Genomic DNA, 26092 nt, shown 5'->3' with positions numbered 1-26092 from the left:
TAGAACCCCTTATCTTATTCTTAAAAACGCATTGGCCATTTTTAATGTTTCAATTTGACCTGATACAAAAGTTCTTAGTGCTTCAAGATCTGCAGCATGATCCAGGTAACCCTTCGCTCTACCGACAACATTATTCAGCTCGCACTTCTCACTTAGCCAGTGGCCATAGAGTGTGTCTGTAATTCCGCCTGAAATAATAATATCTTTGCAAAGGCAATTAGCGCCCATTTCTTTCTGTAAAAGGTTTATCTGATCTATCATTTCTAGTGCGGTATGTCCAACAAACATTAGGTCATTAAGCTTTGAACTATTCTCTGATTTTTCCCGTAATTTCTCTAACTTAGAGAAGTTAGTCCCTCCGAAAGAAGCTAATTCTAGGCCCTTTAAAGGTAGCTCTAAGAGCTTTTTAAGAGATCTTGGCCCCATGCCTTGACCAACTTCTTTAACAACAGCAGGAATCTGCGCCGCTAACACAGATTCAATGGTCGAAAGAGGAGCTCTCTTATAGATATCCCCTTCCGGCTGAAACCATTCTTGAAGGGGGTTCACGTGGATAATTAATCCATCGGCCTGAAGTTTCTCAAGAAGTTCATTCACCTTTGAAAGCTCACCTCTATCGATTAATTCTTCGAGTTGAGCAATCCCCAGATTGGCCCAAAAAGGAAGTTCATCCCCAAGGATTGGTCTTAAGTTAAAATCAGCAAAATCTCTATCACTCTCGAGTAGTGGCCGACATGACCCTAGCGCCATTCCTAAACCAAACTCTGCCGCAACTTTGGCCAAGTTTTGATTGATTACTCTCGCCTCACCTGTTCCTCCAGTCATGCTGGAAATCCATAGAGGTGCTTTAACTTTCTTTCCTAAGAAATTCTTTGAAAGGTCTATTGATGATGGGTGTTCAGAAAAAATCGGTTCATAATCAAAGAGTTTATTAATCAACTCATGACTTGTCTGGGCCTCATTGGCCAATTGAATATGCGCAAACTTGCGATCTGATAAATTTCCCATAGGAGCTAGTTAACACAAAGCCCCTAGCTCGTCTATAAGGAGGGCATTTAATAGAGGGTTTAAGCTCCTAGAATTAGAATAAATTCTCTTTTAAATTCTGAAACTTTTTTAAGGATTCCCTCTAGGTTTCCGTAGTGCAACTCCTCGCTAGGACAATTGAGATCCATTGCTAAGAAGGCCTTTCTCCCAGTATTTAATTCTCTGACTTCGTTTAATAACTTCTTCATCCTATAAGGAGTGTCCATTAAAATAATAGTCTCTCTTCTCTTTAAAATACTAGAGAGTTCCTCTTCTCTTTCAGGAGCTTTAATTGGAAGAAAGCCTCCAAAGGTAAATTTAGAGTGATCAATACCACTAAGAGCAAGTGCTAGAGAAATAGAGTTTGAAAAAGGAGTTGAAGTAACTTTAATGCCCTCTTCATGGCAAGCGCGAACTAATTCAACACCAGGATCGCAAAAAGCTGGAAGCCCGCCATCACTCATGATGAAAGCATTCTTTCCGGCCTTAAGGGACGAGAGAATATTTGGTAAAACTTCTTCGCGGGTATGTTCATTAAAGAGAACGAAGTCTTCAACAAGATCTCTAGTTAAACCAAATTTAAGCCATCTCCTTCTTCCCGGTTTTAAGTCTTCAATAATGAAAATATTCTCAGAAGGATTCTTCGCCGCTTCCTCAAGTTTTTGAAAGGCCACTTGCTCTAAAGGACTCTCTTCATCAATGGGCGTTGGAATGAGTGTTAATATTCCCTTCACTTCTTTCTCCTATAAACTGGAACTGGAATGACTATTTCAGAAATTTTATAGCAGAATAATACCAGAGGAACTGCTGAAATTAAATCTAATATATAGTGGTATCTTAGAGCAATGGTGGCCACCCCAATACTTATCATAAGAAAGAAACTTACAAAGAAGTGTCTACTTTTCATTCTAGCAAACCAAATAGTGCAAAGGAGAGAAATTCCCATGTGTCCACTGGGAAAGCAATCGATGTAAGTTGGCTGACCATTTCGGATAATACCATTTAAAAATAAACCGAAGGAAGTAAGGGGTAGATCTACATTAAACTCAGAAGGAATAAAGTACTGAGGACCAGTAACAGGAAGCACCACATAGAGAAAGTAGTTAATACTAAAGTAAATACAAATAGAAGTCATAAGTCTTCCCACTAAGAACTTATCTTCTTTCTTGAGCTTTAAGTAATATGTGATCGTCACATAGAAAGGAAAGAGATAGAAAGAAAAGTACGCCAATTGCAACCAGCTATATAAGTACTTACTCCACCAAGACTGACCTAAGAAAGATTGAAGAAAGTTAGCAGATGAGCTAACTCCTGTGAGGTAGAGATCAAAGCGAGCAAAGAATTCATCATATCTCCCTAAGCTATCACCATCAATATCGATGACACCTGTAAGAGTATAATTAAATGGAATAATAAAAATGAGAAATATGATATTAAAAAATAGAGTTTTATTCGGCGAAATATATTTAAACTTCTTATCAAATAAAGAGATGGCCATCGAAAGAACAAAAGGCAAGAGAAGAAGAAGTCTAAATGTACCAAGATAAATCAGAGAATAAAGGAAAATGAAGAGATTGAAGAAGCTTACAAAGAGACAATTTCTTCCAAGACCGAAATCATTTCTGTAATTCTTCCAACTTTCTTGTAATTTGTACTCAAACATTTTCTCTACTAGCTTTGTAAGATTGATAGACTTATAATACCACAATGTCAGAAGATAATTATATGAATTTTAGTCTTACAGTTCTTCCTGGGATTGAAGATATCGCGCAAAAGGAATTTGAAAAGAAATGGTCTCTTATCAATTCTGCATCTTTGCCAGAAATTCAACGAAAGAAAGGAAAGCTTTTTATAACCTCAGATATTTCTGACTTCTGCTCTCTAATTCCCTACTTAAGAATACCGACAGACGCCTACTTAATCATTGATGAATTTGTCGCAAAAGATCGTCCCAAGATCTTTAACAAAGTAGCAAAAATCCCTTGGCACAACTTCTTAAGAGGAGATTTCCCTCTAGTTATCGTAACAACTAAAGAGTCTAAACTTATAAACTCTAGCTCAGTAAAACAATCAGTTGAAAGTGGACTTAAAGATGCCTTAAAAAAGTCCCCCATCAAGAAAGTTCCAAAGAGCGCAGAACCTATTACCAATAAGCTTCATATCGACCTCTATCAGGACAGATTAAGAATCTCTTTAAGTCTATGTGGAAGCCGTATGGATAAGAGAGGAGTTAAGCTCTACACTGACACTGCCCCACTAAGAGAAAGTATTGCAGCGGCCATGCTCTTCACTCTAAGTGAATTAGCTCCTAATCAAAAATTACTTGATCCTATGGCCGGTACAGGAACTTTTGGGCTAGAGTCCATTTTATACAATAAATATAATGAATATAGATCTTTTGATTATCAACTCGCTCCCTTCTTCATCAATCTCCCTCTAAGAAAGAGAGTTAAAATCGAACAAGGTCTTTTCACCAGTATTACTCTACACGACCTATCACCTAAGGCGATAGAATCCATAAAGTATAACTTCAAAGATTTCCTTGAGTCTGTTGAAGAGATAAGTGTTCAAGACTTCTTTAAATTAGCAAAGTCTAACGCTACGGTGGCAATTTTAAATCCTCCTTATGGAAAGAGAATTAAATTAGAGGAAGAGCTAAATATCTTTATTGAAAGGATCATCACTCATTCAAAGAATACTTTAGAGTTAGAGAAACTCGCGATGGTATTTCCCGCTTGGGCCTTTCATAAACTAAGGGATCTAAAAATTTCAGAGAAGAGATTCTTCTCTAATGGCGGGATAGATGTAGTCTTTGTTATTATAGACTTACTATAGACTATTTCCAGTCTGTCCTATTTTTAAAAGCTCAATTAAGTTCTGATGCCTTGTCTTCTTATGGTCTTTCTTAATTTGCTTGCCTTTATTTCTCTTAACGTCTTTATTCTTATCTATATTATTCTTTACAATAACTTTCTTTCCCTCAAGAGTTTCAATAATAATTTGTTCTTCACCGTCTATAAAAAGTGCCTCTAGAAGCTCTTCCTGCTTCTCACTATCAACAGATGATAAATTAAAATCTATTTTAACAAGTCTTGTGTCAGTATTTGCAAGCTCACCACTAAAGCTAGAGATTTCTAAACCATCACTAAGTGTTGTAACTCCTCCACTGCTATTTATAGACGTTAGAGAGATAGCTTTACTTTTCTCATAATTACTTCCATCAGAAGCAGGCAGCTCTCTAGAGTTACTAACTGGAGCGGCACTACTAGAACTCGCGCTACTCTGTGAGTTACCAAGAGACCCTGAAGAAAAGTCATTTCCAGAAGAAGCGGCAGCAGAGTTACTGCTAGAGTTTCTTGCAACAGAGCTAGATTTTCGACTATTTCTTACTGCAGCTCTTTGTATAGGATTACTAGTCTCTTGACTATTACTAGAGCTAACGGCAGCGGGAGTTCTAGAGTTCTCTTGCTCTAAGTTTTTAATCTCTTTAGCAACTTTAGCCTTCTCTGCTTTAATTTGCTCAATCTTAATTTGGTCTTTGAGCTCAGAGATTTGCTTTTCAATTGAACTCTCGGCCGGTTTACTGTCATCAACAGAAGAACTTCTTGAAGTAAGTCTCTCTAATTCGGCCAATTGTTTTTCAAGTTCTTTCTCTCGACTACTCATTCTATCTTCGAGACTTTCAGAATTATTTTTTTCTTTATCTTCAATTCTATTTTCATTTATTGAATTTATGTGTCCAGTTCCAGTAAGATTACTGTTTGCATTTACTATTTTATTGGCAAAGAGAGATGAGCTATCTGTTATTTCAAATGCTGAACTCACTTCACTAGGACGTGTTTCTATTTCATTTTCAATAGCGGTACTCCCAATTGGTCCCGAAGGTACTGCTGCAGTATTCCCTGAAATATTAATATCATCCGCGGCTCCATTTACAGCATCTTTAATTGAAAAGTTTCCTCTTCCCATTCTTCTCTCATTGGCAACTACCATATCGTAGCTACTCGTGATTCCTAGACTTTTTCCTACTTCTTGCTCAACATTGGCAACAATACTTAAGGCGTTACCAGCTCCAACTTTTCGTTCAAGTTTTGCTACGTAATCCTTTTGTGTGTCTTCCAGAATCGATACTTTCAACATAGCCTCTTCGTGCTCAAATGTAGCTTCATCAAATTTCTTTTTAATCCCTGGTAACATATTCTCAATTCTCTTTAATATTCTTTCAGATGCCACTCTTGATGTGACAAGTTGTTCTGCAGTAACTTGATACTCGCTCCCTTCTCTTTGGTGCTTTAAAAGCATATCGAAGATGGTATTATCAACCCCCTCAGCTCTTGCCAGGAGTTCCTGACTATTAACATCAATGAATAATTTCCCATCTCTTTTGATTATATATTTTCCACTCTCTAAATCACTAAAGAGACTTGCGCGCTTTTTAGTTCTGTCTTCTAACTCTAAGTACTGAGACAAACTTTCCTTAGCTGTTTGAAGTTTTAAATAGTATTCAGACCTTTCCTGCTTCGCGAGTTCAATTTCAGCAGCATTATTTGAAATAAACTTCTTAAGCTCAGAAACCTCCCCCTTTACACTATCATCAGTCTCTGCAACCCTAGCGAGAGCTCTATCTTTACAGTAAAGAATATCCATATTGAAAATGAATTCCTGCATCTTCTTCTTTGTCGTGTCATCTCTTTGAGCGCTTAATCTCTTAGAGAGAGCGCCTTCAATAATTTTAAAAGTATTCTTTTGCTCTTCAGTCACAGGATTAAACATTGCAGCTTTTACACTTCTACTACTTTGCTCAATATCAACACTTTCAACCATTTTATCGACTTTCCCCTTAAAGTCATCACAAGCATTTCTGATAGCAGAATTTACAAGTTCTTCTCCAAGAGATTCTGCAAATTGACTATTCACATGGCTTACAAAGGGTCTAGCTGAATGATGATTTTGAAGAAATCCAAAACCTGCTCTCTGATTCCTAAGGCCATTCATATGTATAGCTTTTCTTAAATCTCTGGCAGCTACGACTCCCTCAATCTTATTAGATCTCGCAAGATTAATCGGCAGCATTGGATCCTTTCTAAGGAGTCTCGTAATGACACTATCATTAAGTTCTGACCAGTTAATATTGCCAATATCATATGGTTCATCACTATTTAGATTATCGTGAAGTTTTAAATTGTATCCCTTAACTGTCGCTAATCCCTTAAGCTTAGCAGTGTCGTTTAAAACTTCATTGAGTCCTATCTCAGGAGCATCTTTAATGTCCGAAGTAACTTTATCTAGAATTTTTTTCTTTAGTTGCTCTTTTAAAGTTAGTGGCTCCCCAGTTCTTAATTTCTTCTTCATAACTCCAAAGATTGGCCCTCCTGGTCCCTCTTGAAAACATTTCTGGTTTTCGTACTGAGAGCCAAGGATCGCTATCATATCTTCGTAACCATCGAATTCTTCTATTCCTCCGGCCATCGATTCAATAATCTTCTTCTTACTTTCTTCATCAATAACTTTTTCAATTTTTGCGGCTTCTTCGTCAGAAATCTCAATTCCATTATTTGAAATAATACTGACACAATTACAGAATTTATCAGGATCTTCAATTCTATTGCAGTTCATCTTTCCCATGAACTCTGAAATATTTTGCAAACCAAAATCAGACTTCGTTTTATTTTGACAATAAATAGCGTCCTTAGAAAATATCTCGCTATTTAAAGTAAAGTCATAAGAGACAGTACTCATCCCCGGAAGTGCAAAAGTATTTGCACTTAGGAAGAAGAATAAAATTAATTTAGCAGCGCGGTTGTTCACATTTTCTCCAAAGTCTACAAACTTAAATCGTCAGTTTCTTCGTTTCTCTTAACGATTTTAATGGGAGAGCTTGGTTAAATTGTAGTAAAGAAAGGTTAAGCAAACTTAAATACAATTTTAGTTATTTAAGTACTAATGGGCTTTCAGGAGCTTAGAGATCTTTTCACCACTTAACTAAATAGGAAGTAATTACAAGAAAAAAGAAGAAAAGTTTTTCAAGATGCAATTAATTATTGGCGATAAACCCTAGTTTTAACACTTACCCCAGAAATATGATTGATAAAGGCAATGCTATTTATTGAGGCACAGTCGATGGTTTCATCACTTGAGTTCTTAAGTTCTGAGACCACAAGCTCTTTAACTTTCCCATCAGGAGTTTTAAGAATGAGCTTCTCCCCGAGTTTTAGGCTAAGATCTTTGGACTTAATCATAATACCTAGATGCTTTTTCTTCTTAACATCAAGAACGTCACCAATGTAATTGTCATCACTTCTCTGAGTTCTTTGATTCTTTAATTTCTTAAAAAGCACATCCGACTTATTTACATGAAAGAAGCCACGAATAATTGGGTTCGGATAATCGTCTTTTAGGGGGTGGATAGAGTTATGTAGAGGGCTCTTTAAAGCATTCACTGCTTTAATCAAGAAATTCTTATCTGCAATATGTCTAAGATCAACTCTCGCAACCCCTAGTCCCACTTGCTCTAATTCATCACAGTGATCGAGTAGGAATTGATCTTTAGTATTGAACATAAAAGTTCCATGAAGGTTTTCAAGGAGAGGGAATCCCTTATGTGGACTCTCTTCACTTGATCCTTCAAGCTCATAGGAACTCTCTAGCGTGGCCTTGGTCTTATCATCATCATGATCGAGGATATAAGGAGAAATCAAATTTCGAGGGGTATAGAAAAGAAGAATTCTTCCTGCCACAAGAATTTCTACAGGAGTCCTTAATGCCTTTATATATTCAGAAAGCTTATCTTTTGGAAGTTCAATTGAGAGGATTAATCTTTCAAGATCAGCCCCTGCAATCTCCTCCCATTTCTTTAATCCAATTAAATTATGATTACCAGTTTCAGTAATAAGTTGAATAGGTTTTCCAGGAAGATTATCCTTAACCCAATTTAAAGCTCCTGGGTCTTGAACTCTTATCGCATCGATGAAATCCCACTCAATATGCTTTAGCTCTGCGCTTCTCTCCTTAAAGACTTTCTCTGTCATGAGAATATCCCAATCAAAGACCACTCTCATCTTGATATTCTTTACCTCACGGCAAAACTTAGAATATCTATTTGGAGAAATTTTTCCAAACCTTGAAAAGAGCATATTACCTAGGATGACTTCATCAACTCCCGCTTCTTTAGCAAGTACTGCTTCATCTAAATGGTCTACATAAGTAGAAACTCTCATTGCACAACCTTTGCGCGAATAATATTCCACTGTTTGGCACCTTTAACAAATGGTGTTTTAAGCAGAATTCCAGGACGACTCTTCTCGCAACTTGAACCATCAGTCTCTGCTAAGAAGTCCGCTTTGAACTCTATACAAGGACCATTAAATGGTACTAACTCTAAAGTATCCCCTAAGTAGAAAGCTGATCTGACTTCAACTAATAAGTGACTTCCTTCGACAACTTCTAGAACAATTCCTGCAACAACGTAGTCTGGAGTCTCATGCTCTCTTTCTGTATAAATTGAATCTGCTCCCGCAGGCTCTTGTAGAGAGCCAAGAGTATAATCTCTGTGAGTAATTTTTCGAAGCTCACTCTCCCACTCTAGAATTTGCTTAGAGACCATGTCTCCATTTTCTTGGTAATGGGAGAGAGCATCTGAATAAACTTTACTAATAGTTCCTGCATAGTGGTGACTCTTCATTCGCCCTTCGACTTTAATAGAGTCAATCTCAGCGTCTATGAATTCAGGGAGAGCACGAATACCTTCTAAATCCTTTGAAGACATGAAGTATGCTTTCACTTCATCGCTTGAAGCTTTTTCAATATTTTTAAAATCAAGAGAATACTCAAAACGACAACTATGAGCGCAACCACCTCGGTTGCTATCGCGCCCCTGGGTATAATTTGAAATGACACAATTTCCAGAATAGGCCATACACATTGAACCGTGAACAAACATTTCAATTTCAAGCCCAGAGGCCTTTTTAATTTCACTAGCATCAGCGAGAGAAATTTCTCTCCCAAGAACTATCCTCTTTACACCCATCTCCTTCCAAAGAATGGCCGCTTGTGTATTTAAACAACTTGCTTGAGTAGAGAGATGAATTTCAATATTAGAATATTTCTTAATTGTTTCTATAACACCAAGATCGGATACAATTACTGCATCTATTCTTAACTCATCTAAGAGAACTAAGAACTCAGGTAATTCCGCTAAATCAGAATCATGTAAGAAGCTATTTAGAACAACGTAGACTTTTGCACCACGTTCGTGCGCAAATTCTGCCCCTTCAGCAAGTTCTGCACTCGTAAAATTATCCGCAGCCGTTCTTAGGCCAAACTTCTGCCCACCTAAGTAAACAGCGTTGGCACCATAGAGTATGGCCACTTTCAATTTTTCTAAGCTACCTGCCGGAGCAAGTAATTCTGGAACGCTACGCATAAATTCGCCTATTACAATTTTCCTAATATATCAGAGCTTTTATGTAGCAGAATTTTTATATACAATAAAGGAAACAGAGAAATTTTTACTTATATAACTGTTTGAAAGTACACAATGATAAAGAAACTATTTATTTTATTTACCATAGCCTTAATTGGTGGCCTCTCCCTCTTATTTATTCGCTTAAAGAATAAGCCCACTTCGATTTATCCCTTTCCCTACTTTGTAGATTCCGCTCAGTACAAAACTGACGAACTTAGTGAGATTAGAAAGAGTGACGTTCTAATTATCGGTGACCACCTAGGGGCCCAGCTAGATAAGTATCTCGCCCCGGTCGTTGAGAAGCTCTCTAAAAATCTTAGAAATGAATTGAAGATTTATAATTGGTCAACCAAAACAGAAGGGCTTCACAGGACAATCAAAAAGCTTAGAGTTTTAAAAAAGGTTCCCTCCATTATAATTTATCATGGTGGAAGTGAAGAATTCTTTGAAGACAGATTGCTTACCGCCGACAAAGACATCTACGACTACAATATGAAGATGTTTAAGGATGACCGCTTCTCAAGCTTACTAATGACACTTCCTGATGTGAGTAAAATTCTCTACAAGAAACCAAGTAAGTATTTTTACTTAGGAGACAAGATTAAGCCATTCAATAAGGCTTCCTCCTCTTTTGTTTCACAGACAAGGGCGGAACTCATCTACCACTACTTTGCTATTCAACTAGATGATCTCGCAACACTTTCTAGAGAAAAAGGCGCTACTCTTATCTATATTACTCCTCCAGTAAATTTAGAAATCGCTCCAAGGATTGTCTGTGACAATTCAGTTTCAAATACAATTCTTACAGAGCAGGCTGAAATAGAAAAACTAATTGAAGCAGGTAGTTCTAAGGAAGCAAACGCGAGATTAAAGAGACTTCTCTCTCAGTCCATTGCGAATGCACAGACTTATTTTCTTTTAGGCAGAGCTCAACTAGGTCAGGGTTTAATTTCTAAAGCCAAGAAGAATCTAAGCCTTGCTGCGGCCTATGATTGTGGGAACTGGCGAAGTAATGCCATCTTCAATAAATTAATAATCGACAATGCTAAGAAGAATGGAATCAAAATCATAGACTTCTCAACTATAGTTGAAAGTGGTCTTGGAAGAAATATTACTTTTGTCGATGAATATTATCCACAAAGTATTTACTACAATAAATTGCAAAAAGAGCTTATTCTAATAATCAAGAGCATATTAAAAATTTGAGGCAAGTATGGGTGAAATTTCTGGACCATTAACAATGAATTTAAAGAAAGGCGATATTGTCTGTGCTGAAGGACAAGTCGACCACGACCTCTTTATCATTCACTCTGGAAAAATTTTAATCTTTGTTAATAGTGGAACTAAGGTAACTCCTCTCGCTCACTTAGAAAGTGGAGAATACCTAGGAGAGCTAAGCTTCTTTGATAAGACAAATAGAAGTGCTAGTGCCATTTGCCTTGAAGATACGACACTCATAAAAGTTCCCGTTGAAGAAGTTGATAAGCAATTCCCTCCATGGCTTGTTACTATTGCCACTAATATCACCAAGAGACTTAGGGCCGCAGACTCTCTCCTAGCAACGAAGGGAATTAGAAAGAAGAACGTTAAGACCATGCCCTCTCTGTCTATGGAAGAGCAACGGGAATACTACCAAGCGCTGATAAAGTACCGCGAAGAAAACCATTTAATCGATACTTAGTAACCCTTTGAAATAAGGGGTAGAATCTAATAAAACTTAAGTACTTGAGCAAAACAGCCGTATAATATAATAAGGAGCTCAATTATGAAAAGAAGACTGATTCTATTCTTATTCCTATCACTCACAGTATTCACATCGTGTACTACTGGTTCTAGAAATCCTAGTTCAACTGAAGATTGGGAAAAGATGGATAAACAAATTGAAAGACTAGATCACCACCTGCATCGCTCAGGGGTTATTTAAAAAAGAGGGCCTTAAACTAGGCCCTCTTTTTTTATAAAATTAAATTAATCCCATCTCTTTAACAGAAGCTTTCTCACTTCTTAACTCTTCAAGAGTTGTCTGGAATTTCTCTTGTCCAAAAGCATTGTGCTCAACACCTTCAACAACTTTGATTTGACCATTTTCTACTCTACATGGGTAAGAGAAAATTAAACCTTCATCAACACCGTACTCACCCTTAGATGATAGACACATTGAGAAAGTCTCTCCCGCAGGTGTGTCGTGAGTAAGACTATAAACACCTTGCACACACGCATTTGCCGCAGAAGCTGCAGAACTAGCTCCTCTGGCCTTAATTATAGCTGCACCTCTTTTTTGAACAACAGAGATGAACTCACCGCTTAGCCATTCACTATCAGTTATAACTTCAGCAGCACTCTTTCCATTAATTTTTGCATTATAGAAATCTGGATATTGAGTCGCAGAGTGATTTCCCCAAATTGTCATATTTGTCACAGAAGTCACATCAACTCCTGCCTTCATTGCAAGTTGGCTCTTCGCTCTATTTTCATCAAGAGCGGTCATTGCAAAGAATCTCTCTCTTGGAAGACCTGAGTTTTCCATAGCGATTAGACAATTTGTATTACAAGGATTTCCAACTACAAATAATCTACAATCATCTGCACCATGGGCCGCCATTGCTTTACCTAGTGGACCAAAGATTCCACCGTTAACTTTTAAAAGATCTGCTCTTTCCATTCCATCTTTTCTTGGAACTGCACCAATTGCTAAAATCCAGTTAACACCTTCAAAGGCCTCTTCCATTTTATCCGTACACTTAATATTCTTAAGTAGTGGGAAAGCACAGTCATCAAGTTCCATCTTCACACCTTCAAGAGCACCAAGGGCCTGAGGAAGTTCTAATAAACTCAATTCAACTTCTGTATCCATTCCAAACATCTGCCCAGAAGCAATTCTAAAAAGGATTGCGTATCCAATCTGTCCAGCAGGACCTGTTACAGCTACTCTAACGCGTTTCGTTGTCATATATATCTCCTTATAAGTATAGGTAAGTTCCAATATTTTTAATCATTTTAAAACGATTTTCAAAGTATTATTGCGTTAACACTGCGACAATTTAGACAAAATTGACTAACAACACTGCACTCTATAAAATCAATCTTTTAAAGATCTAATATTATATGATCTACAGTTAAGAATCTATGAGGAATCAATGTCCGAAAATCAGGCAAAACCTAGACCTAACCGCAATAAGAGATATCGCGGAAAACCTAAGAAGAAGAACCCTAATGCTCAATCAGCATCAGGATCAAATACAAGTAGTAACAATAATAAGAAAAAGAAATTCACAAACAGAAAAGGACCTAAGCTTCCTTTAGAAGATCAAATTACACTCAAGTATAATAATCTTCTTGAACAGCATTTGCTGGCCAGAAGAAAGTACTTCTCCCTCTATCATAGGGCCGACCCTAAGCAGAAGGCGAAGCTTGAGAGAATTTACTACAACACAATTGGAAAACTTAGAGAGTTTGAAAGAAGTCTAACAGGCGATAAGCAAGAAATTTTCCAAAAACACTTCAACTCACTCAAAGAAGACCACAAGTATTCTTTCAATCATGAAATTTCTCCTGAGGCAGAACACGTCTCTCATCAAGGAGAATTTGAAGACCCACACTTTCTTGAAATTCAAAAAGAAGCAAGGACTGAATTCTCCAATGACGAAGAAGAGAGTATGGGCTCTATTGACGACTACAAACAATACAAAGGCCTCTAACAAATTTAGATATTTTGTCACTAATAAGTTGGTGACAAAATATCCCTAGGCCCAAAGTGCCAAATCCCTCCCTCTCAAAATTCAACCACAAGACGCATCGCAAACACCTGAAATTATTGGCACAATTCTTGCTATTTTTACTCTACTATTAAAAAAGAGGAGAGAAAAAGTGAAACACATTCTATGCTTACTTGGGCTAATGCTCGCCCTAAACACAAATGCGCTGGCACAAGACACCGCAGAATTCGAATACGCACAACAACCCACAGAACAAGTCACCATTCAAGACACCAGAGAAGTTACTCTTTATAGAACTGAATACGTTGATAGCACTTGTACTAGACAAGAGCCATATCAAGAAACTGTTTGTGGTAACGAAACGAGATACAGAAATGAATGTACTTGGATTCCAGGGAGAAATGTTTGTAGAACTGAAAACGATTATCAGTGCCGCGACGTCAGACGTACAAGAAGAGAATGTACAGCGGGAAGAACGCGAAGAGAATGTGTTAACGAACCAGCGAGACGAGAATGTCGAACTCGTAACGGTGTTGAGAGATGTGTAGACGTTCCAGGAAGACAGAGATGTAGAGATGTTAGTGGACCACAAGTTTGTAGAGACGTTCCGTACACAGATAGAGAATGTCAAAATGTTCCAAGACGTGTTTGCAATAACGTTCCGGGGAGAAATGATTGTAGAGATATTCCTTACCAAGAATATATTTGTAGAGATGTAACAAGATATAGATCTATTCCTTATGCTTGTAAGAAACCTATTCAAGTTCCATACATTGTAAATAAAGAATTTACTCATCAAGTAAACTTCAACTTCAAAGATGTTGAGCAGCTTGGTAGAGCAACAATTTCTTTAGCGATGAATCAAGATGGCCAACTTAATATTTCATATAAGAATTTAAATGAAGCTGAAACTTTCATGCAACTCTTAAGTGAAGATCAAACGGTACAAGTAGACTCAGATGAAGAAGCGCGTATTGTAAGAAATGTAAGTATTAACTTTGGAAATTTAAAGAAACTTCTCGCTCCACTAAATGCGACTGGGAAGTCACTATGGATGAATAAGGGCGGAGACTTTAAATTAGAAGTAACGAAACCAAATAGTTTAGAAAATTCAAATATTGAAGTAAGTGTGACAAAGAGATCAAGTGGTGACTTGCACTTTTTAAAAGTGTTTAAACTTTCAGACTTTAATATTTCTGAAAAATATCTAAGTGTAGATCTAGCGACTCATGGCTTTGAACAACTCAAAGGATTCCTTGGGAAGAAAGTAAAATTAAAAGTCGATATTTCAGTAAAAGTTGAAAGGCCAAGAAATCTTCTTCTTCCTCTAAATGTAAGTTTTGAAAAGAGTAAGAGTTTTAATCTTGAAGTAAGTAAGAATTAAGAAAGAATAAAAAAGGCCGCAATCATTGCGGCCTTTATTATTATTTTTTTATAAATTATAACTGAGCTGTAGCTAGAGAAGATTTCTTAACTGTATTTGGCATCATCTCTGAAGCTCCTTCAAGTTTAAGATAATTATCTAGAGTTTGATCGTGATCCTTTAGGATCGCATCTTTAAGCTCATCAGCGTTAATATCTAATACTTCAGAAACTTTCTTAAGCATTTTTAACGGAATATTACAAAGAGCTCTTTCTACGTTAGAAATGAATTGTCCATTCTTGTAACCAAGTAAGTGAGATAGCTCTGACTGAGAGTACCCTTTTGGGTGATTGATTCTTTTTGTTCTTATTAATTTGGCAATATTTGTAAAGCAGCGCATGATGTTTCTCCTATTGTTAAATCATCACATTTGTTTATAAATAAAATACCAAATTATTGTGGTAAATTCCAAATAACTTTTGGTTATATTTATCAAGATATATTAACTTTCCTTTAAATTTAAATACTTAGGCTGTTTTCTAAAGTGATATAATTAACCTATTTAACTAAATATTGCTTAATATAAGGAAATAAATTCCACTGATTTTGACAATTTCTTAAGTTTCTTTAATAAATTTACAGTAACTTAAAAAGTCTAACTCAAGGGAAGCTCAAAAATTAAGAGAGAGCTTCCACGAATTCATTAAAATACTTCCCTATTTCTTCGTGAAAACACACTCTCCACGATAGAAAGTTTGCTCAACCATCTTATCGTACTTTTTACGAGAGGATTTATTAGAAGAAATTATTCTTTCGAGAATTTTTTCAGAAGACCCTGTAAGGTCCCTAGGGGCACTCACAAGAATAAAGTTGCCATACTTTCCACCTTCAAAATTTCCCGCACTCTTATCTAGTTTTAACGCTCTCGCTCCAGCAACTGTTGCTCTATAAAGTGCTTTTATATAAGTGGCACCTTTCACGTTTGCTGACTTATTTTGAGAAACAAAGGACTGCATAACATCAAACATCGAAACAAATGGTCCTCCTCCGATATCACTAGCAAGAGACCAATCAACACCATACTTCTCTGCTATTTTAAAATTAAATAATCCAGAACCTAGTCCCAATTGTTTCACAGGAGCATTAGAGGTCGGACAATGAGCAATGGAAGTTTTTGACTTACTTAAAGTTTTTAATTCTTCTGTTGAAAGATAAATTCCATGCCCCATAATAGTCTTTGGCCCAAGAACTTTTGCCTTCTTATAAATATCTGTATAAGTTTTTACTTTTTCGTAGCCCGGAATATTCTTATAAATGCTCATTACATAATCGATTTCATTTTCAGTCTCACTAAGGTGAGTTTGTATGAATGATCTATTCGCTCTCGCCATCTTGCTTGCCTCTTCCATTACATCAGGATGAGTCGTTGGAGCAAACCTTGGAGTGACTGCATAACTATCTTTAAATTTCTTCGCTTGTTTATCAACTAACTTTAGGGCCTGCTTCTTAGTCTGAGTGAGATAATCAGGTGACTCCATTGTCATCAGAACATTTCCTACAACGAAATCTCCGACAAAGTATTTAAGAGCGTCATCAGTTGTATGTGCATGAATAGAAGCGTAACAAGCTCCCCCAAGAGTCCCTACAGATGTAAGCTCTTTTGCAAATTTCTCGGCCTTCATTTTTGAGTACTTCTTATCTTTGAACTTCGCCTCATAAGGCCATGTGTAATTAATTAACCACTGAAGAAGATTCTTCTTAGGCATAAGTCTTACATCATCTTGAACCCAGTGAAAGTGAGTATCAAAGAACGCTGGCATAACCACTTTTCCCATCGTATCCATAACTTCAATAGAATTCTTAGTTGTATACTTTGGAAGAATGACTTTTTCTTTTCCGTATTCAACGACTTTATAACCAGTATTTGATCTTTTTAAGACAAGTGCGCCATTTTTAACGAATTCGCATGACTTATCTGATTTAGGGTTTAAAATATGACATAATAGTATTTTAAATAATGGTTGCAATGATAACTCCAAAGAAATTAAGGGTAAAAAGTATGAAAACCTATCAAATACTTCTAATCTTAACAATATCTCTCTTTACTTTTTTCAGTGAATCGAGAGCGCAAGATATAAATATCAAAGAGGTCCTAGAACTTAGCATTGACTCTCCTATCACCCCTGCTACCTTTAACTATCTCGAGCAAGGCTTTAAGAGAGCAAGTAAACAAAATAGTGATGCCATTCTTATCAAATTAAATACCCCTGGAGGCCTTGTCTCTACAACCAAAGAAATTCTCACTCTCATTGGAGAGAGTAAGAAACCTGTCATGGTTTGGATTTCTCCAGAAGGGGCAAGTGCCACTAGTGCTGGAGCGATTATAGCAAGTGCTGCTCACATTCTTCTTATGTCAGAGGGAACAAATATAGGAGCAGCAACTCCTATTCAAATGTCTGGGGATATTGAAAAGAGTGATGTTAGATCAAAATCAGTTAATGACCTTAAGGCCCTTGTGCAAAGTCTCGCTCAAACCAGAGGGCGTAACGCGAAACTCTTTGGTGACATGATTGAGAAGGCCTCTAGCTTTGAGGCGAGAGTCGCTAAAGAAAAAAATTTAGTTGATGATATTCTCAATCAGAAATCAAAACTCGAAAGTGTCATCAACAATAGAATGATTCATATACAAGGAGAAGACCGAAGAATTCTTGCAGAAAGAATTAACTACTCTTCTTACGAAATGGATCTAGGACAAAAACTCTTAAATATTTTTGCCAACCCCAATACGGCCTATATTTTATTTCTCATAGGAGCTGCCCTTATTTATCTTGAATTTCAAGCTCCTGGTGGTTTTATAGCAGGCTCTATTGGCGCTCTCTCACTTCTCTTAGCAGCAATCGGCTTTCAGGTCCTCCCTCTAAACTTTGGGGCAATGGCCCTTATTATTCTAGGCTTTGTTTTATTTATTATTGAAATTTATATAACCAGCTATGGAATTCTCTCCCTTGCAGGGCTTGCTAGCTTTGTCTCAGGTTCACTCTTTCTACTTAGAACCGATGATAGCTATATTGTTATTAGTCAGACATTAGTGATCTCTGCCTCACTCGCCATTTCTTTATTTCTCATTATTGTTGGCTACTTCTTAGTAAAAGATCATAAGAATATTGGAAAGACGAAATTCAATTCTCAATTAGACGAATCTGCAACAGTTGTTGCACAACTTGGTTTTGAAAATAACTCTTTTAAATATCAAGTTAAGTTACATGGAGAAGTTTGGAATTTTGAAAGTACAAGTGAGTATCAGGTTGGAGATGTTGTAAAAGTCAAAGAGCAAACAGAACTTTGCTTAAAAGGCTAAGCTATACCTTAACCAAGCTTCATTCTGCCCATCCTCTCTTCCCTTAAGCTGTAAACTTATAGTTTGCCCCTCAGAAATTCTTTGATTTCTATTGAGAGAGCCTGAGTTTCCTCTCAGCTCATCTCTTTCAAAAACAAGACTTGTCGAAGCTCCCTTTTCTCCATTTAGAACGAAGCTCAACTTCTGTTCATCTTTAGAGTTTATTGAATACTCGGTTTCTAACTTTAAGCCACTATCAAGAAGATCAATTCTGGCCGGAACTTTTAACTCTAAAACATCTTTATCCAACTCCAATCTTGCAAAGTCCTCACCCTTTGTTGAACTAATGGCAACAGCAGCCGTTTGCTTCTTTGAACTAATTTCTGTATCAGTCTTGACTGCAAAGAGATTGCCTACGCTTGTCATAGAGCTTCCCTTAACAAGAGTCAACTTCTTAGGTAAACGATTTCGGTGTTCAACAGAAAAGCCTACACCGTAATTTAAATGTTCCGACTTCTGACTAACTCCCTCAGGCTCAGACCCGCTCCACACTTCCCACTTTTCAGTTGTCTTCTTCGGAGGTTTCACCTCCTTTTTATCGCTTACATTTAAAATCTTCGCTTCTTTAACTTTATAATATGTAATTTTTGCTTTCTCATCTCCGTGAATATCTAGGCGGATAATTGTCTCTCTATCTTCCTCTTTACCTCGATAAAAGTATGTCCGCTTAATTCCATCTCTAATGATAAGAGCATTTAAACTTCCAATTGGAATTTCATTACTAAATAAGACTTTTGAATCACTAAGATCAATATCACTTTTCATAGAGTTTTCGTCTAAGTAACGAGTACACTTCGCTCTAGAAAAAGGAGCTCTATCATCATAAGTATAGTGGTAGAGAGCATCTAAACCAGATACTTTTTCAACCGTTCTCTTTGATGGATCTTTTCTATCTTCATCTTCCGCCAAAACCATCAGCGCCTTATTCACTTCTTTTACTAACGATGAAACTTCTGAACAAGAAACACAAATATTGAAGTCTCTCTCTTTTTCTTCAGGAACTTCAACTAATTCAAAACCGCCAGCATCTCTAATTTCCCTTAGAGTTTTGTAAGCCTCTTTCAAACTCCCACTTAAATCAACAGAAGTCTCTTCACCAAAGCAATTGGATTGAATAGCTAAAGAGAATATAAAGATAAATAGAAATCTTGCTTCAAACATACGAAACTTATCGGAGATAACTCAAGATACTTTCAAATATCTTGCTTATTTTATGCAATTCATTTAAAAAAGATAACAAAAGAGGAAATTATGACAATACCTAGAAAGAAATTATCCAACGTTTTGACTCTACTATTCGCATTAAATGGGCATGGTGTAGTGAAATTTGAAGATGTGAATTGGCTTAGAAATGAATTCTTAGAGTGGGCAAACTCTCTAGCTAAGAAAGTTCACTTATAAAAAGCGACCTCTATTAATTAGAGGCCGCTTGGTAATTTAATTCATTTCTTGTTTCTCTAAAATTTTTCTCTCAGATTCTAAGTCGCGGTTCTCTGCTTTTTCTTCAGAAAACTTCTCCCCGTATCTAGCCTTTAATTTTTCAATATTTCGGGCCATAACGTCACTCATATCTACACCAAGCTCATCAGCAACAATGGCCAAGTACCAAAAAAGATCACCCATTTCTTCGGCCAAGTTTACTCGGTCCAGCTCTTTTCCATAGAAGATATGCTTCTTTAAGGCATCGAGGAATTCCCCCGATTCAGTTGAAAGACCAATGCCAGCATGAAGTAATCTCTTTAGACCATCATTTTCTAATCTAGTATTCATTGCTGTAAAGTCAGTCGACTCAGTTTTAATTGCAAGCTTAACGTATTCTTGTGTATTCATAACATCCCCCATTTTCTTTAATTTAAAAGTATAGGGAATAATTCGTCAACAATGGCTTTTGCGGCACTGCGAGGATCAGGACACTCAGAATAAGGGGGGGTTCTAGGCAGGATTTAGGAGGGATTTGAAAATTAGACTTTTTTGATATCTAAGTGTCCTTCGTAGATATAATTACACTTGGACTACGAGCAGTTGTCACAATTTTGTAAAGTTTAAGTCAAATCGAATTTTATTTTAGTCGCAATGCAATGAGTACCTGATATCCTTGCTGTCTTATTATTATGAGCTAGAATATTGATTTAAATTACTACTGGAGTTAAAAATGAATATCATGTCCCTTGTCCCATTTCTGGTTATTTTCCTTATTCTCTTATTTAATACAGTTAAAATTTTAAATGAATATGAGAGAGCTGTTGTCTTTAGACTTGGTCGATTCTCTGGAGTCAGAGGACCTGGCTTAATTATTCTACTACCAGGACTCGAAAAGATGAGAAGAGTTGACCTAAGAACAGTGACCATGGACATCCCTTCTCAAGATATTATCTCTAAAGATAACGTCACACTAAAAGTAAATGGAGTTGTCTACTTTAGAGTCAATAACCCAGAGAAAGCAATTATAGCTGTTGAAGATAGTCTCCAAGCGACAGCGCAAATTTCTCAAACAACACTTAGATCAGTCATTGGTCAATTTGAATTAGATGAAATTCTTTCTCAAAGAGAAGAAATTAACCAAAGACTGCAAACAATTCTCGATGATCAAACTGAGCCTTGGGGAATCAAAGTTTCAGCTGTTGAAGTAAAGGCAATTGACCTACCTATTGAAATGCAAAGAGCAATGGCGAAGCAGGCCGAAGCGGAAAGAGATAAGAGAGCAAAAGTTATTTCAGCAGACGGTGAACTACAAGCTTCTAAGAAATTAGCAGAGGCCGCAGCAATTCTTGGTAGTCAAAAAGATGCTATTACTCTTAGATATCTGGATACAATGAAAGAGATCTCAACTGGAGATGGAAAGACAACAACTTTCTTCCCACTGCCTGTAGATTTTTTAAATATGCTTACGAAGAAATGACCTACTCCTTAATCCCATTTAAGCGTAATGAAACCTCGCTAGAAGTTCTAGCGAGCGCTTCAATCAAGACAGACCTTATAGAACTTAAGTATGAATTGAGTGGCCCACTTGAATCTATAATGATTCCAGATGAAGTTTCTAGAGATAGAAAAATTGGGCTCTGGGAATCTACTTGCTTTGAATTCTTCCTTTTAGACAAGAACTCTAGCTCCTACTATGAATTTAATTTCTCACCGTCAGGAATGTGGAATTGCTTCTTCTTTAAAAAATCTGGTAACGAACTTTCCGAGTCTCCTTGTCAAATAAGTAAATTTGAAGTGGACAAGGGAGCGAACTACTTTGAATTAGTTATTCACATCGATTTAAATTCATTAAATCAAGAGTTTCAAAATATTGATGAATTTCTAGTGAATTTAACTGCTGTATTAGAGAAAGAGAAGTTAAGCTATTGGGCCTTAAGTCACGGATTAGAGAAACCAAACTTTCACGACTTTAAAACATATGTGGAAATAAAAAAAGTCAGGTAACAAGCCGAAGCCTGTTACCTGACACCCACACACTACACATCTTACTACAGGCACAACCCTGTAGCAGAAGAAATATCTACTTTCATTAATTCCTTGAAGTTTGGATTTGAGCTTGTCTCAATTAAAACTTCAACTGTTTCATAAGCATCTTCTTCAGAAGTTGCATCAAAATTTCTAAACTCGAAAGAAACAATAATTCTCGTATCAAACGAAGTTTTAGAACCTTCAGGAATATGGATAGTACTACTGATTGACTCAGTCATTAAAATATCCATACGATCACTAATTAATCCAAGATCTCCTGCAAAACATCTATTTACAATTGTCTTACTAATTAGTCTTTCCATGTTCTTATCAAATTTACCAGCTAACTCATTATTCAAATAACGGTAAACCACTTGTGTGTCGGCCATTACAGTAAAGATAGTAAGTAAGCATAGAGTTGATAAAAACTTTTTCATAAAACATTCTCCAAATTTTTTAATTTGTTGTAAGGCTTTCTAGAATGAATGATTTCCTTTTACAATTGTACTAAAGTAAACGTGTCAAGTTTTCCTGCGCAAATTTTGTGAATATTTCGCAAAAAGTGCGAAATTTATTTAAGACTTATTTTTAATAAACGATAAGTTCATAGAATTATGGAAGAAGAAAAGAAATTAAATATATTCGAATATAGCGATTACCGTGAATTTCTACGCGATTTTAATGAAATGAAAAAGCGTGTAAATCCTTCATGGTCATTTGGTTTGTGGGCATCAAAGCTTGAGCTCAATAGTATCTCCTCTATCACCATGATTATTAATGGGCAGAGGCATGCTGGAAAGAAAATACAAACTTCTCTTATTAAATATTTTCAATTCAATTCCAAAGAAGCCTACTACTTTGAAGAGTTAGTAAAGATTGCGAAAAGTAGTAAGAACGATCCAAGCTTAACAATTTTAATGTTAGAGCAAAATGATGATTTAAAAACTCTAAGAGAAGAAAATACTGAACAAGTTGATCTCTTCTTTAATTGGAAGGCCCATTGTATCAAAGAACTCACTCAGCTCTCTGACTTTGAAGCAAGTGGTAATTGGATAGAAAAGAGAACTAATGGTCTTATAAAAAATGAGGAGGCCAATAAACTTCTCTCTGCTCTTTTAAAGAACGGTTTTCTAGAAACTAATAATATTAATGGAAGAGAAATGATATCTGCCGTTGGCTCCATACATCCAACCAAGGAAGTGACAATGGATGCAGCGAAGGCCTATCACAAGGGCCTCATGGAAAATTCCTACGAAGCCATTAACACAGACAAGGAAAAGAGATCCCTCCACGCCTCTACTCTATCTCTACTTAAAGAAGATCTGCCAAAAGCGAAAGAGATGATTAGGGAATTTCAAATAAAATTTTCGGAAGAAATAGAGCAGAATCCGGCAGATGAAGTCTACCAATTAAATATTCAATTCTTCCCTCTGACTAAATCAGAATAAATACGTCCTGCATTAAGCAATTGTTTTCAGTTTAATCATTGATAAAATTCATTTACAAAAAACAAATGTAAGTAAGAAATTTATTTTTTGACTCGCCAAAAGAAAACCAATCTGCTCAAATATTGCCCACACACAAAGACACACTTATTCTTAGGGAGAGCAAATGGATCTGATGCCAATCAACGACATCATCGTAAAAAATAAATATCTAAGAACAAATACCAACGTAGATACACTTATTGAGAGTATTGAAAATATTGGTCTTATTAGCCCACTCATTATTAATACACAGAATAAACTCATTGCCGGAGGACGCCGCTACTCAGCTCTAAAGCAGATGGGAAGAGAAGAAGTTCCCGTTATAAAAGTTGATGAAGGAGAGCTTAAAGAAGAGCTTATTTCAATTGACGAAAACCTTGTGAGAAAGAATCTTACAGATCTAGAATTTGAAAACTGTCTTCGAAGAGGAAAAGAGATTTATGAGAAATTAAACCCTGATTCTAAAGAAGAAATTACAATCAAAGATCTTTCTCGCCCATCAAAGAAGAAAGTTTCAGAAGACGATTTAAACGAAGAATTAAGTGCAGCTGTTGAACAAGCAGAGATAAGAACTTTTGTAAAAGAAACTGCTGATAAAACAGGACTTAGCGAAAGAGCAATTAAGGCCGCAATCTTAAGAGATAGAGACTCATCTAATAGTGTAAAAACAGCAAGACTAAACGGAGAGCTTGGAGCAACTCAGGCCAACGAGCTCATAAAACTTCCGCAAGATATTCAAGAAGAAATTCTCCCATACATAAGAGAGAAGGCCTCTAATGTAGTCAGAGATCTGGTAAGAGAAGTTCAAACTCATGGGGCGCAAGAAGCGATAGAGAAAGTCTTGGCCAAGGACCCTCTTATTGCAGACTTTAAGGCCATTAAAAATACAACAAAGAGACTTAATAGATCTCTTATCAAGGTCATTACTGAAAATAGATTTGTTGAAGGAAAAGAGACTGAAGATGCTCTCAAAGAGCTAATGAGTCTTAAATCTTCTATTGATGAGTTAGTACAATTCTACGAAAATTAAATAATCCTACCCTAAGTAGTTAATACTTAGGGTATATTTGACGCATTCTTTCTAGTCACACCCCTATTCTTTTCTATACAATATCCCCACAAAAAATTAACCACGAAGGAAATATATATGAAGTTACAAAGCTACTCTCTAGGACAATGGACGGAAGGAAAAAGTGAGGGCGCCAAATTGCTAGATGCCTCAAATGGTAACCTCATTGGAACGGCCAGCTCTGACGGATTAGACTTTGGAGAGATGCTAGATTTTGGAAGAAGAATTGGAAATAAGAATCTTCGCTCGATGACTTTTCATGAAAGAGCGAGAGCTCTAAAAGCACTGGCACTTCACCTCTTAGAACATAAGGAAAAATTCTATCAAGTCTCTTTTCAAACAGGGGCCACTAAGATTGATAGCTGGATTGATATTGAAGGTGGGATTGGAAATCTCTTTGTCTATTCTTCAAAAGGTAGAAGAGAGCTTCCTAATGAGAAGTTCTTAGTTGATGGTGCACCAGAACACCTGAGTAAGGGAGGAACTTTTCTAGGTCATCATATTTGGACTCCTAAGAGAGGATGCGCTGTTCATATCAACGCTTTTAATTTTCCTGTTTGGGGAATGTTAGAAAAAATCGCTGTAAATATTCTGGCAGGAGTTCCAGCGATAGTAAAACCTGCAACAGCAACAAGTTATTTAACAGAAGCTGTTTTTAGAGTCATTATTGACTCGAAAATTCTCCCAGAAGGATCTCTCCAGCTCATTTCAGGAAGTGCTGCAGGAATTTTAGACTTCGCCACTTCACAGGACATCATTACTTTTACAGGTTCAGCGTCCACAGGAAAAATGCTCAAGTCTCACTCAAATATTTTAGAAAATAATATTCCTTTTAATATGGAAGCTGATTCATTGAATGCCTCTATCTTGGGACCAGACGCAAGAGTTGGAACAGAGGAATTTGATCTCTTTGTAAAAGAAGTGGCGAAAGAGATGACGATTAAAGCAGGTCAAAAATGTACCGCTGTTAGAAGAATCATCATTCCAAGAGAAAGTGTAGAAGAAGTTCAAAAAGCACTCATCGCAAGACTTGAAAAAGTTACTATTGGAGACCCAAGAGAGAAAGATGTTCGAATGGGTCCACTAGCGAGCCTTGCCCAAAGAGAAGAAGTATTAGAAAAAATCACGCAACTAAAAAAAGACAGTGAACTTCTCTTTGGAGGAGATATCCCTAAAAATATTATTGGCGGAGATATTGAAAAAGGTGCATTCGTCTCACCGACTCTCCTACTTTGCAATAGCCCCATGAGTACAGAATCCGTTCACACTATAGAGGCCTTTGGACCAGTCAGTACTCTTCTTCCATATGACTCAACAGAAGAGGCCATCGAGCTCAGTCACAAAGGGGAAGGCTCACTTGTAAGTTCAATTGTTACTAATGATAATACCTTTGCAACTGAAGTTGTTCTTGAAACTGCTTCAAGTCATGGGCGTGTATTAGTTCTAAATAGACATTGCGCTAAGGAATCTACTGGACATGGTTCGCCTATGCCACAACTCGTTCATGGAGGACCTGGAAGAGCTGGTGGTGGTGAAGAGATGGGAGGAATAAGAGGAGTTCATCACTATATGCAGAGAACTGCTATTCAGGGACACCCAACAACTCTAACAGCAATCACTAACGTTTATCAACCAGGAAGCGAGCAACTTGATCCAGGAAAACATCCCTTTAAAAAGTTCTTTGAAGAGTTAAGGATTGGCGATACTCATCAAACACATAGAAGAACGATAACAGAAACAGACATTGTTAATTTTGCCAATGTAAGTTGGGATCACTTCTACGCTCACACTGATGTCACATCACTTGAAGGAACTATTTTTGAAAAGAGAGTTGCCCACGGATACTTTATTATCTCTGCAGCAGCGGGACTCTTTGTCGATCCAGGAAAAGGCCCAGTTCTAGCAAATTATGGACTTGATGAATTAAGATTTATTAAACCCGTCTATGCTGGGGCAACAATTAGTGTAAAGCTTACTTGTAAGGAAAAAATTGAGCAAGAACCTCGCGAAGGAGAAGATCCAAGAGGTGTTGTAAAATGGCAAGTAGAAGTAAGTGATGAAGAAGGTGAAGTTGTAGCTCTTGCAACGATTCTAACTCTAGTTGCAAAGAAGCTCTAATT

25 protein-coding genes are annotated in these 26092 nt (G+C 36.8%); 13 read left to right on the top strand and 12 right to left on the bottom strand.

Annotation, left to right across the window (positions count from 1 at the left end):
• Nucleotides 1–9: 9 nt before the first annotated feature.
• Genes CES88_RS01880 through CES88_RS01870 form a run of 3 tightly spaced genes read right to left on the bottom strand, consistent with a single transcriptional unit; the run spans nucleotide 10 to nucleotide 2689 of the window.
• Nucleotides 10–1008, bottom strand: a complete 999-nt coding sequence (locus CES88_RS01880; protein WP_290730125.1) for a hypothetical protein — start codon at nucleotides 1006–1008, stop codon at nucleotides 10–12.
• 59 nt (nucleotides 1009–1067) lie between these two features.
• Nucleotides 1068–1760, bottom strand: a complete 693-nt coding sequence (locus CES88_RS01875) for an SAM-dependent methyltransferase (RefSeq protein ID WP_290730122.1) — start codon at nucleotides 1758–1760, stop codon at nucleotides 1068–1070.
• On the bottom strand, nucleotides 1757–2689 hold the full coding sequence (locus tag CES88_RS01870) for a phosphatase PAP2 family protein (protein WP_290730119.1): 933 nt from the start codon (nucleotides 2687–2689) through the stop codon (nucleotides 1757–1759). The genes CES88_RS01875 and CES88_RS01870 overlap by 4 nt, the downstream gene beginning before the upstream one ends.
• A 44-nt stretch (nucleotides 2690–2733) precedes the next feature.
• Here CES88_RS01870 and CES88_RS01865 point away from each other — a divergent pair, with 44 nt between their 5' ends.
• Nucleotides 2734–3861 (top strand): hypothetical protein, encoded by a 1128-nt coding sequence (locus tag CES88_RS01865; RefSeq protein WP_290730116.1) that lies wholly within the window; start codon nucleotides 2734–2736, stop codon nucleotides 3859–3861.
• On the opposite strand, the gene CES88_RS01860 is transcribed toward CES88_RS01865, so the two are convergent.
• The 3 genes from CES88_RS01860 to CES88_RS01850 all read right to left on the bottom strand — a co-directional run bounded on the left by CES88_RS01860 (nucleotide 3856) and on the right by CES88_RS01850 (nucleotide 9448).
• Complete coding sequence (locus tag CES88_RS01860) at nucleotides 3856–6834, bottom strand: hypothetical protein (protein WP_290730113.1); 2979 nt, start codon at nucleotides 6832–6834, stop codon at nucleotides 3856–3858. The genes CES88_RS01865 and CES88_RS01860 overlap by 6 nt on opposite strands.
• Before the next feature lie 230 nt (nucleotides 6835–7064).
• A complete protein-coding gene (locus tag CES88_RS01855; protein WP_290730110.1) occupies nucleotides 7065–8243 on the bottom strand; it encodes a U32 family peptidase in 1179 nt (392 codons plus the stop codon).
• Nucleotides 8240–9448, bottom strand: coding sequence for a U32 family peptidase (locus CES88_RS01850; protein ID WP_290730107.1), 1209 nt, complete (start codon nucleotides 9446–9448; stop codon nucleotides 8240–8242). The genes CES88_RS01855 and CES88_RS01850 overlap by 4 nt, the downstream gene beginning before the upstream one ends.
• 114 nt (nucleotides 9449–9562) lie before the next feature.
• Here CES88_RS01850 and CES88_RS01845 point away from each other — a divergent pair, with 114 nt between their 5' ends.
• From CES88_RS01845 to CES88_RS01835, 3 genes are all read left to right on the top strand, one after another.
• Nucleotides 9563–10696 carry a hypothetical protein gene (locus CES88_RS01845; RefSeq protein ID WP_290730104.1) on the top strand — a complete coding sequence of 378 codons (1134 nt, stop codon included), beginning with the start codon at nucleotides 9563–9565 and terminating at the stop codon, nucleotides 10694–10696.
• 7 nt (nucleotides 10697–10703) lie between these two features.
• Complete coding sequence (locus CES88_RS01840) at nucleotides 10704–11171, top strand: cyclic nucleotide-binding domain-containing protein (protein ID WP_290730101.1); 468 nt, start codon at nucleotides 10704–10706, stop codon at nucleotides 11169–11171.
• Nucleotides 11172–11255: 84 nt separating this feature from the next.
• A complete protein-coding gene (locus tag CES88_RS01835; RefSeq protein ID WP_290730098.1) occupies nucleotides 11256–11414 on the top strand; it encodes a hypothetical protein in 159 nt (52 codons plus the stop codon).
• A gap of 39 nt (nucleotides 11415–11453) precedes the next feature.
• Here the strand turns inward: CES88_RS01835 and CES88_RS01830 are convergent, their stop codons facing one another.
• Nucleotides 11454–12440 (bottom strand): malate dehydrogenase, encoded by a 987-nt coding sequence (locus tag CES88_RS01830; RefSeq protein WP_290730095.1) that lies wholly within the window; start codon nucleotides 12438–12440, stop codon nucleotides 11454–11456.
• 187 nt (nucleotides 12441–12627) lie between these two features.
• On the opposite strand from CES88_RS01830, the gene CES88_RS01825 reads away from it, so the two are divergent.
• Both CES88_RS01825 and CES88_RS01820 read left to right on the top strand, forming a co-directional pair.
• Nucleotides 12628–13188: a hypothetical protein gene (locus CES88_RS01825; RefSeq protein WP_290730093.1), complete on the top strand. Its 561-nt coding sequence runs from the start codon at nucleotides 12628–12630 to the stop codon at nucleotides 13186–13188.
• A 169-nt stretch (nucleotides 13189–13357) separates the two neighbouring features.
• Nucleotides 13358–14590: a hypothetical protein gene (locus CES88_RS01820; protein ID WP_290730090.1), complete on the top strand. Its 1233-nt coding sequence runs from the start codon at nucleotides 13358–13360 to the stop codon at nucleotides 14588–14590.
• Nucleotides 14591–14645: 55 nt separating this feature from the next.
• On the opposite strand, the gene CES88_RS01815 is transcribed toward CES88_RS01820, so the two are convergent.
• Both CES88_RS01815 and CES88_RS01810 read right to left on the bottom strand, forming a co-directional pair.
• On the bottom strand, nucleotides 14646–14969 hold the full coding sequence (locus CES88_RS01815) for a helix-turn-helix transcriptional regulator (RefSeq protein WP_290730088.1): 324 nt from the start codon (nucleotides 14967–14969) through the stop codon (nucleotides 14646–14648).
• 316 nt (nucleotides 14970–15285) lie between these two features.
• Entirely contained in the window at nucleotides 15286–16596 is a 1311-nt protein-coding gene (locus CES88_RS01810) for an amidohydrolase family protein (protein WP_290730085.1), read from the bottom strand.
• Nucleotides 16597–16628: 32 nt separating this feature from the next.
• Here CES88_RS01810 and CES88_RS01805 point away from each other — a divergent pair, with 32 nt between their 5' ends.
• Nucleotides 16629–17927, top strand: a complete 1299-nt coding sequence (locus CES88_RS01805; RefSeq protein ID WP_290730082.1) for an ATP-dependent Clp protease proteolytic subunit — start codon at nucleotides 16629–16631, stop codon at nucleotides 17925–17927.
• On the opposite strand, the gene CES88_RS01800 is transcribed toward CES88_RS01805, so the two are convergent.
• Nucleotides 17916–19127 carry a hypothetical protein gene (locus CES88_RS01800; RefSeq protein WP_290730080.1) on the bottom strand — a complete coding sequence of 404 codons (1212 nt, stop codon included), beginning with the start codon at nucleotides 19125–19127 and terminating at the stop codon, nucleotides 17916–17918. The genes CES88_RS01805 and CES88_RS01800 overlap by 12 nt on opposite strands.
• A gap of 90 nt (nucleotides 19128–19217) precedes the next feature.
• Between CES88_RS01800 and CES88_RS01795 the strand changes: the two genes are divergently transcribed.
• A complete protein-coding gene (locus CES88_RS01795; RefSeq protein ID WP_290730077.1) occupies nucleotides 19218–19367 on the top strand; it encodes a hypothetical protein in 150 nt (49 codons plus the stop codon).
• 36 nt (nucleotides 19368–19403) lie between these two features.
• Here CES88_RS01795 and CES88_RS01790 read toward each other — a convergent pair whose 3' ends face one another.
• A complete protein-coding gene (locus CES88_RS01790) occupies nucleotides 19404–19796 on the bottom strand; it encodes a nucleoside triphosphate pyrophosphohydrolase family protein (RefSeq protein WP_290730074.1) in 393 nt (130 codons plus the stop codon).
• A gap of 322 nt (nucleotides 19797–20118) precedes the next feature.
• Here CES88_RS01790 and CES88_RS01785 point away from each other — a divergent pair, with 322 nt between their 5' ends.
• Both CES88_RS01785 and CES88_RS01780 read left to right on the top strand, forming a co-directional pair.
• Entirely contained in the window at nucleotides 20119–20865 is a 747-nt protein-coding gene (locus CES88_RS01785) for a slipin family protein (protein WP_290730071.1), read from the top strand.
• Nucleotides 20862–21392, top strand: coding sequence for a hypothetical protein (locus CES88_RS01780; protein WP_290730068.1), 531 nt, complete (start codon nucleotides 20862–20864; stop codon nucleotides 21390–21392). The genes CES88_RS01785 and CES88_RS01780 overlap by 4 nt, the downstream gene beginning before the upstream one ends.
• A 44-nt stretch (nucleotides 21393–21436) precedes the next feature.
• Here the strand turns inward: CES88_RS01780 and CES88_RS01775 are convergent, their stop codons facing one another.
• The gene (locus tag CES88_RS01775; protein WP_290730065.1) at nucleotides 21437–21853 is read right to left on the bottom strand and encodes a hypothetical protein; all 417 of its coding nucleotides are present in this window, start codon (nucleotides 21851–21853) and stop codon (nucleotides 21437–21439) included.
• Nucleotides 21854–22030: 177 nt separating this feature from the next.
• On the opposite strand from CES88_RS01775, the gene CES88_RS01770 reads away from it, so the two are divergent.
• The 3 genes from CES88_RS01770 (at nucleotide 22031) to paaZ (ending at nucleotide 26090) form a co-directional block, all read left to right on the top strand.
• Nucleotides 22031–22864 carry a DUF4423 domain-containing protein gene (locus tag CES88_RS01770; protein WP_290730062.1) on the top strand — a complete coding sequence of 278 codons (834 nt, stop codon included), beginning with the start codon at nucleotides 22031–22033 and terminating at the stop codon, nucleotides 22862–22864.
• Nucleotides 22865–23027: 163 nt separating this feature from the next.
• Complete coding sequence (locus CES88_RS01765; RefSeq protein ID WP_290730059.1) at nucleotides 23028–23933, top strand: ParB N-terminal domain-containing protein; 906 nt, start codon at nucleotides 23028–23030, stop codon at nucleotides 23931–23933.
• A gap of 117 nt (nucleotides 23934–24050) precedes the next feature.
• Nucleotides 24051–26090, top strand: coding sequence for a phenylacetic acid degradation bifunctional protein PaaZ (gene paaZ, locus CES88_RS01760; RefSeq protein ID WP_290730056.1), 2040 nt, complete (start codon nucleotides 24051–24053; stop codon nucleotides 26088–26090).
• Nucleotides 26091–26092: the final 2 nt, after the last annotated feature.

Source organism: Halobacteriovorax sp. JY17 (assembly GCF_002753895.1).
In the GTDB taxonomy this organism is placed as follows: Bacteria; Bdellovibrionota; Bacteriovoracia; order Bacteriovoracales; family Bacteriovoracaceae; genus Halobacteriovorax.
Note: the sequence above shows the minus strand (reverse complement) of the source record. Positions and strands in the feature narration are given on the sequence as shown.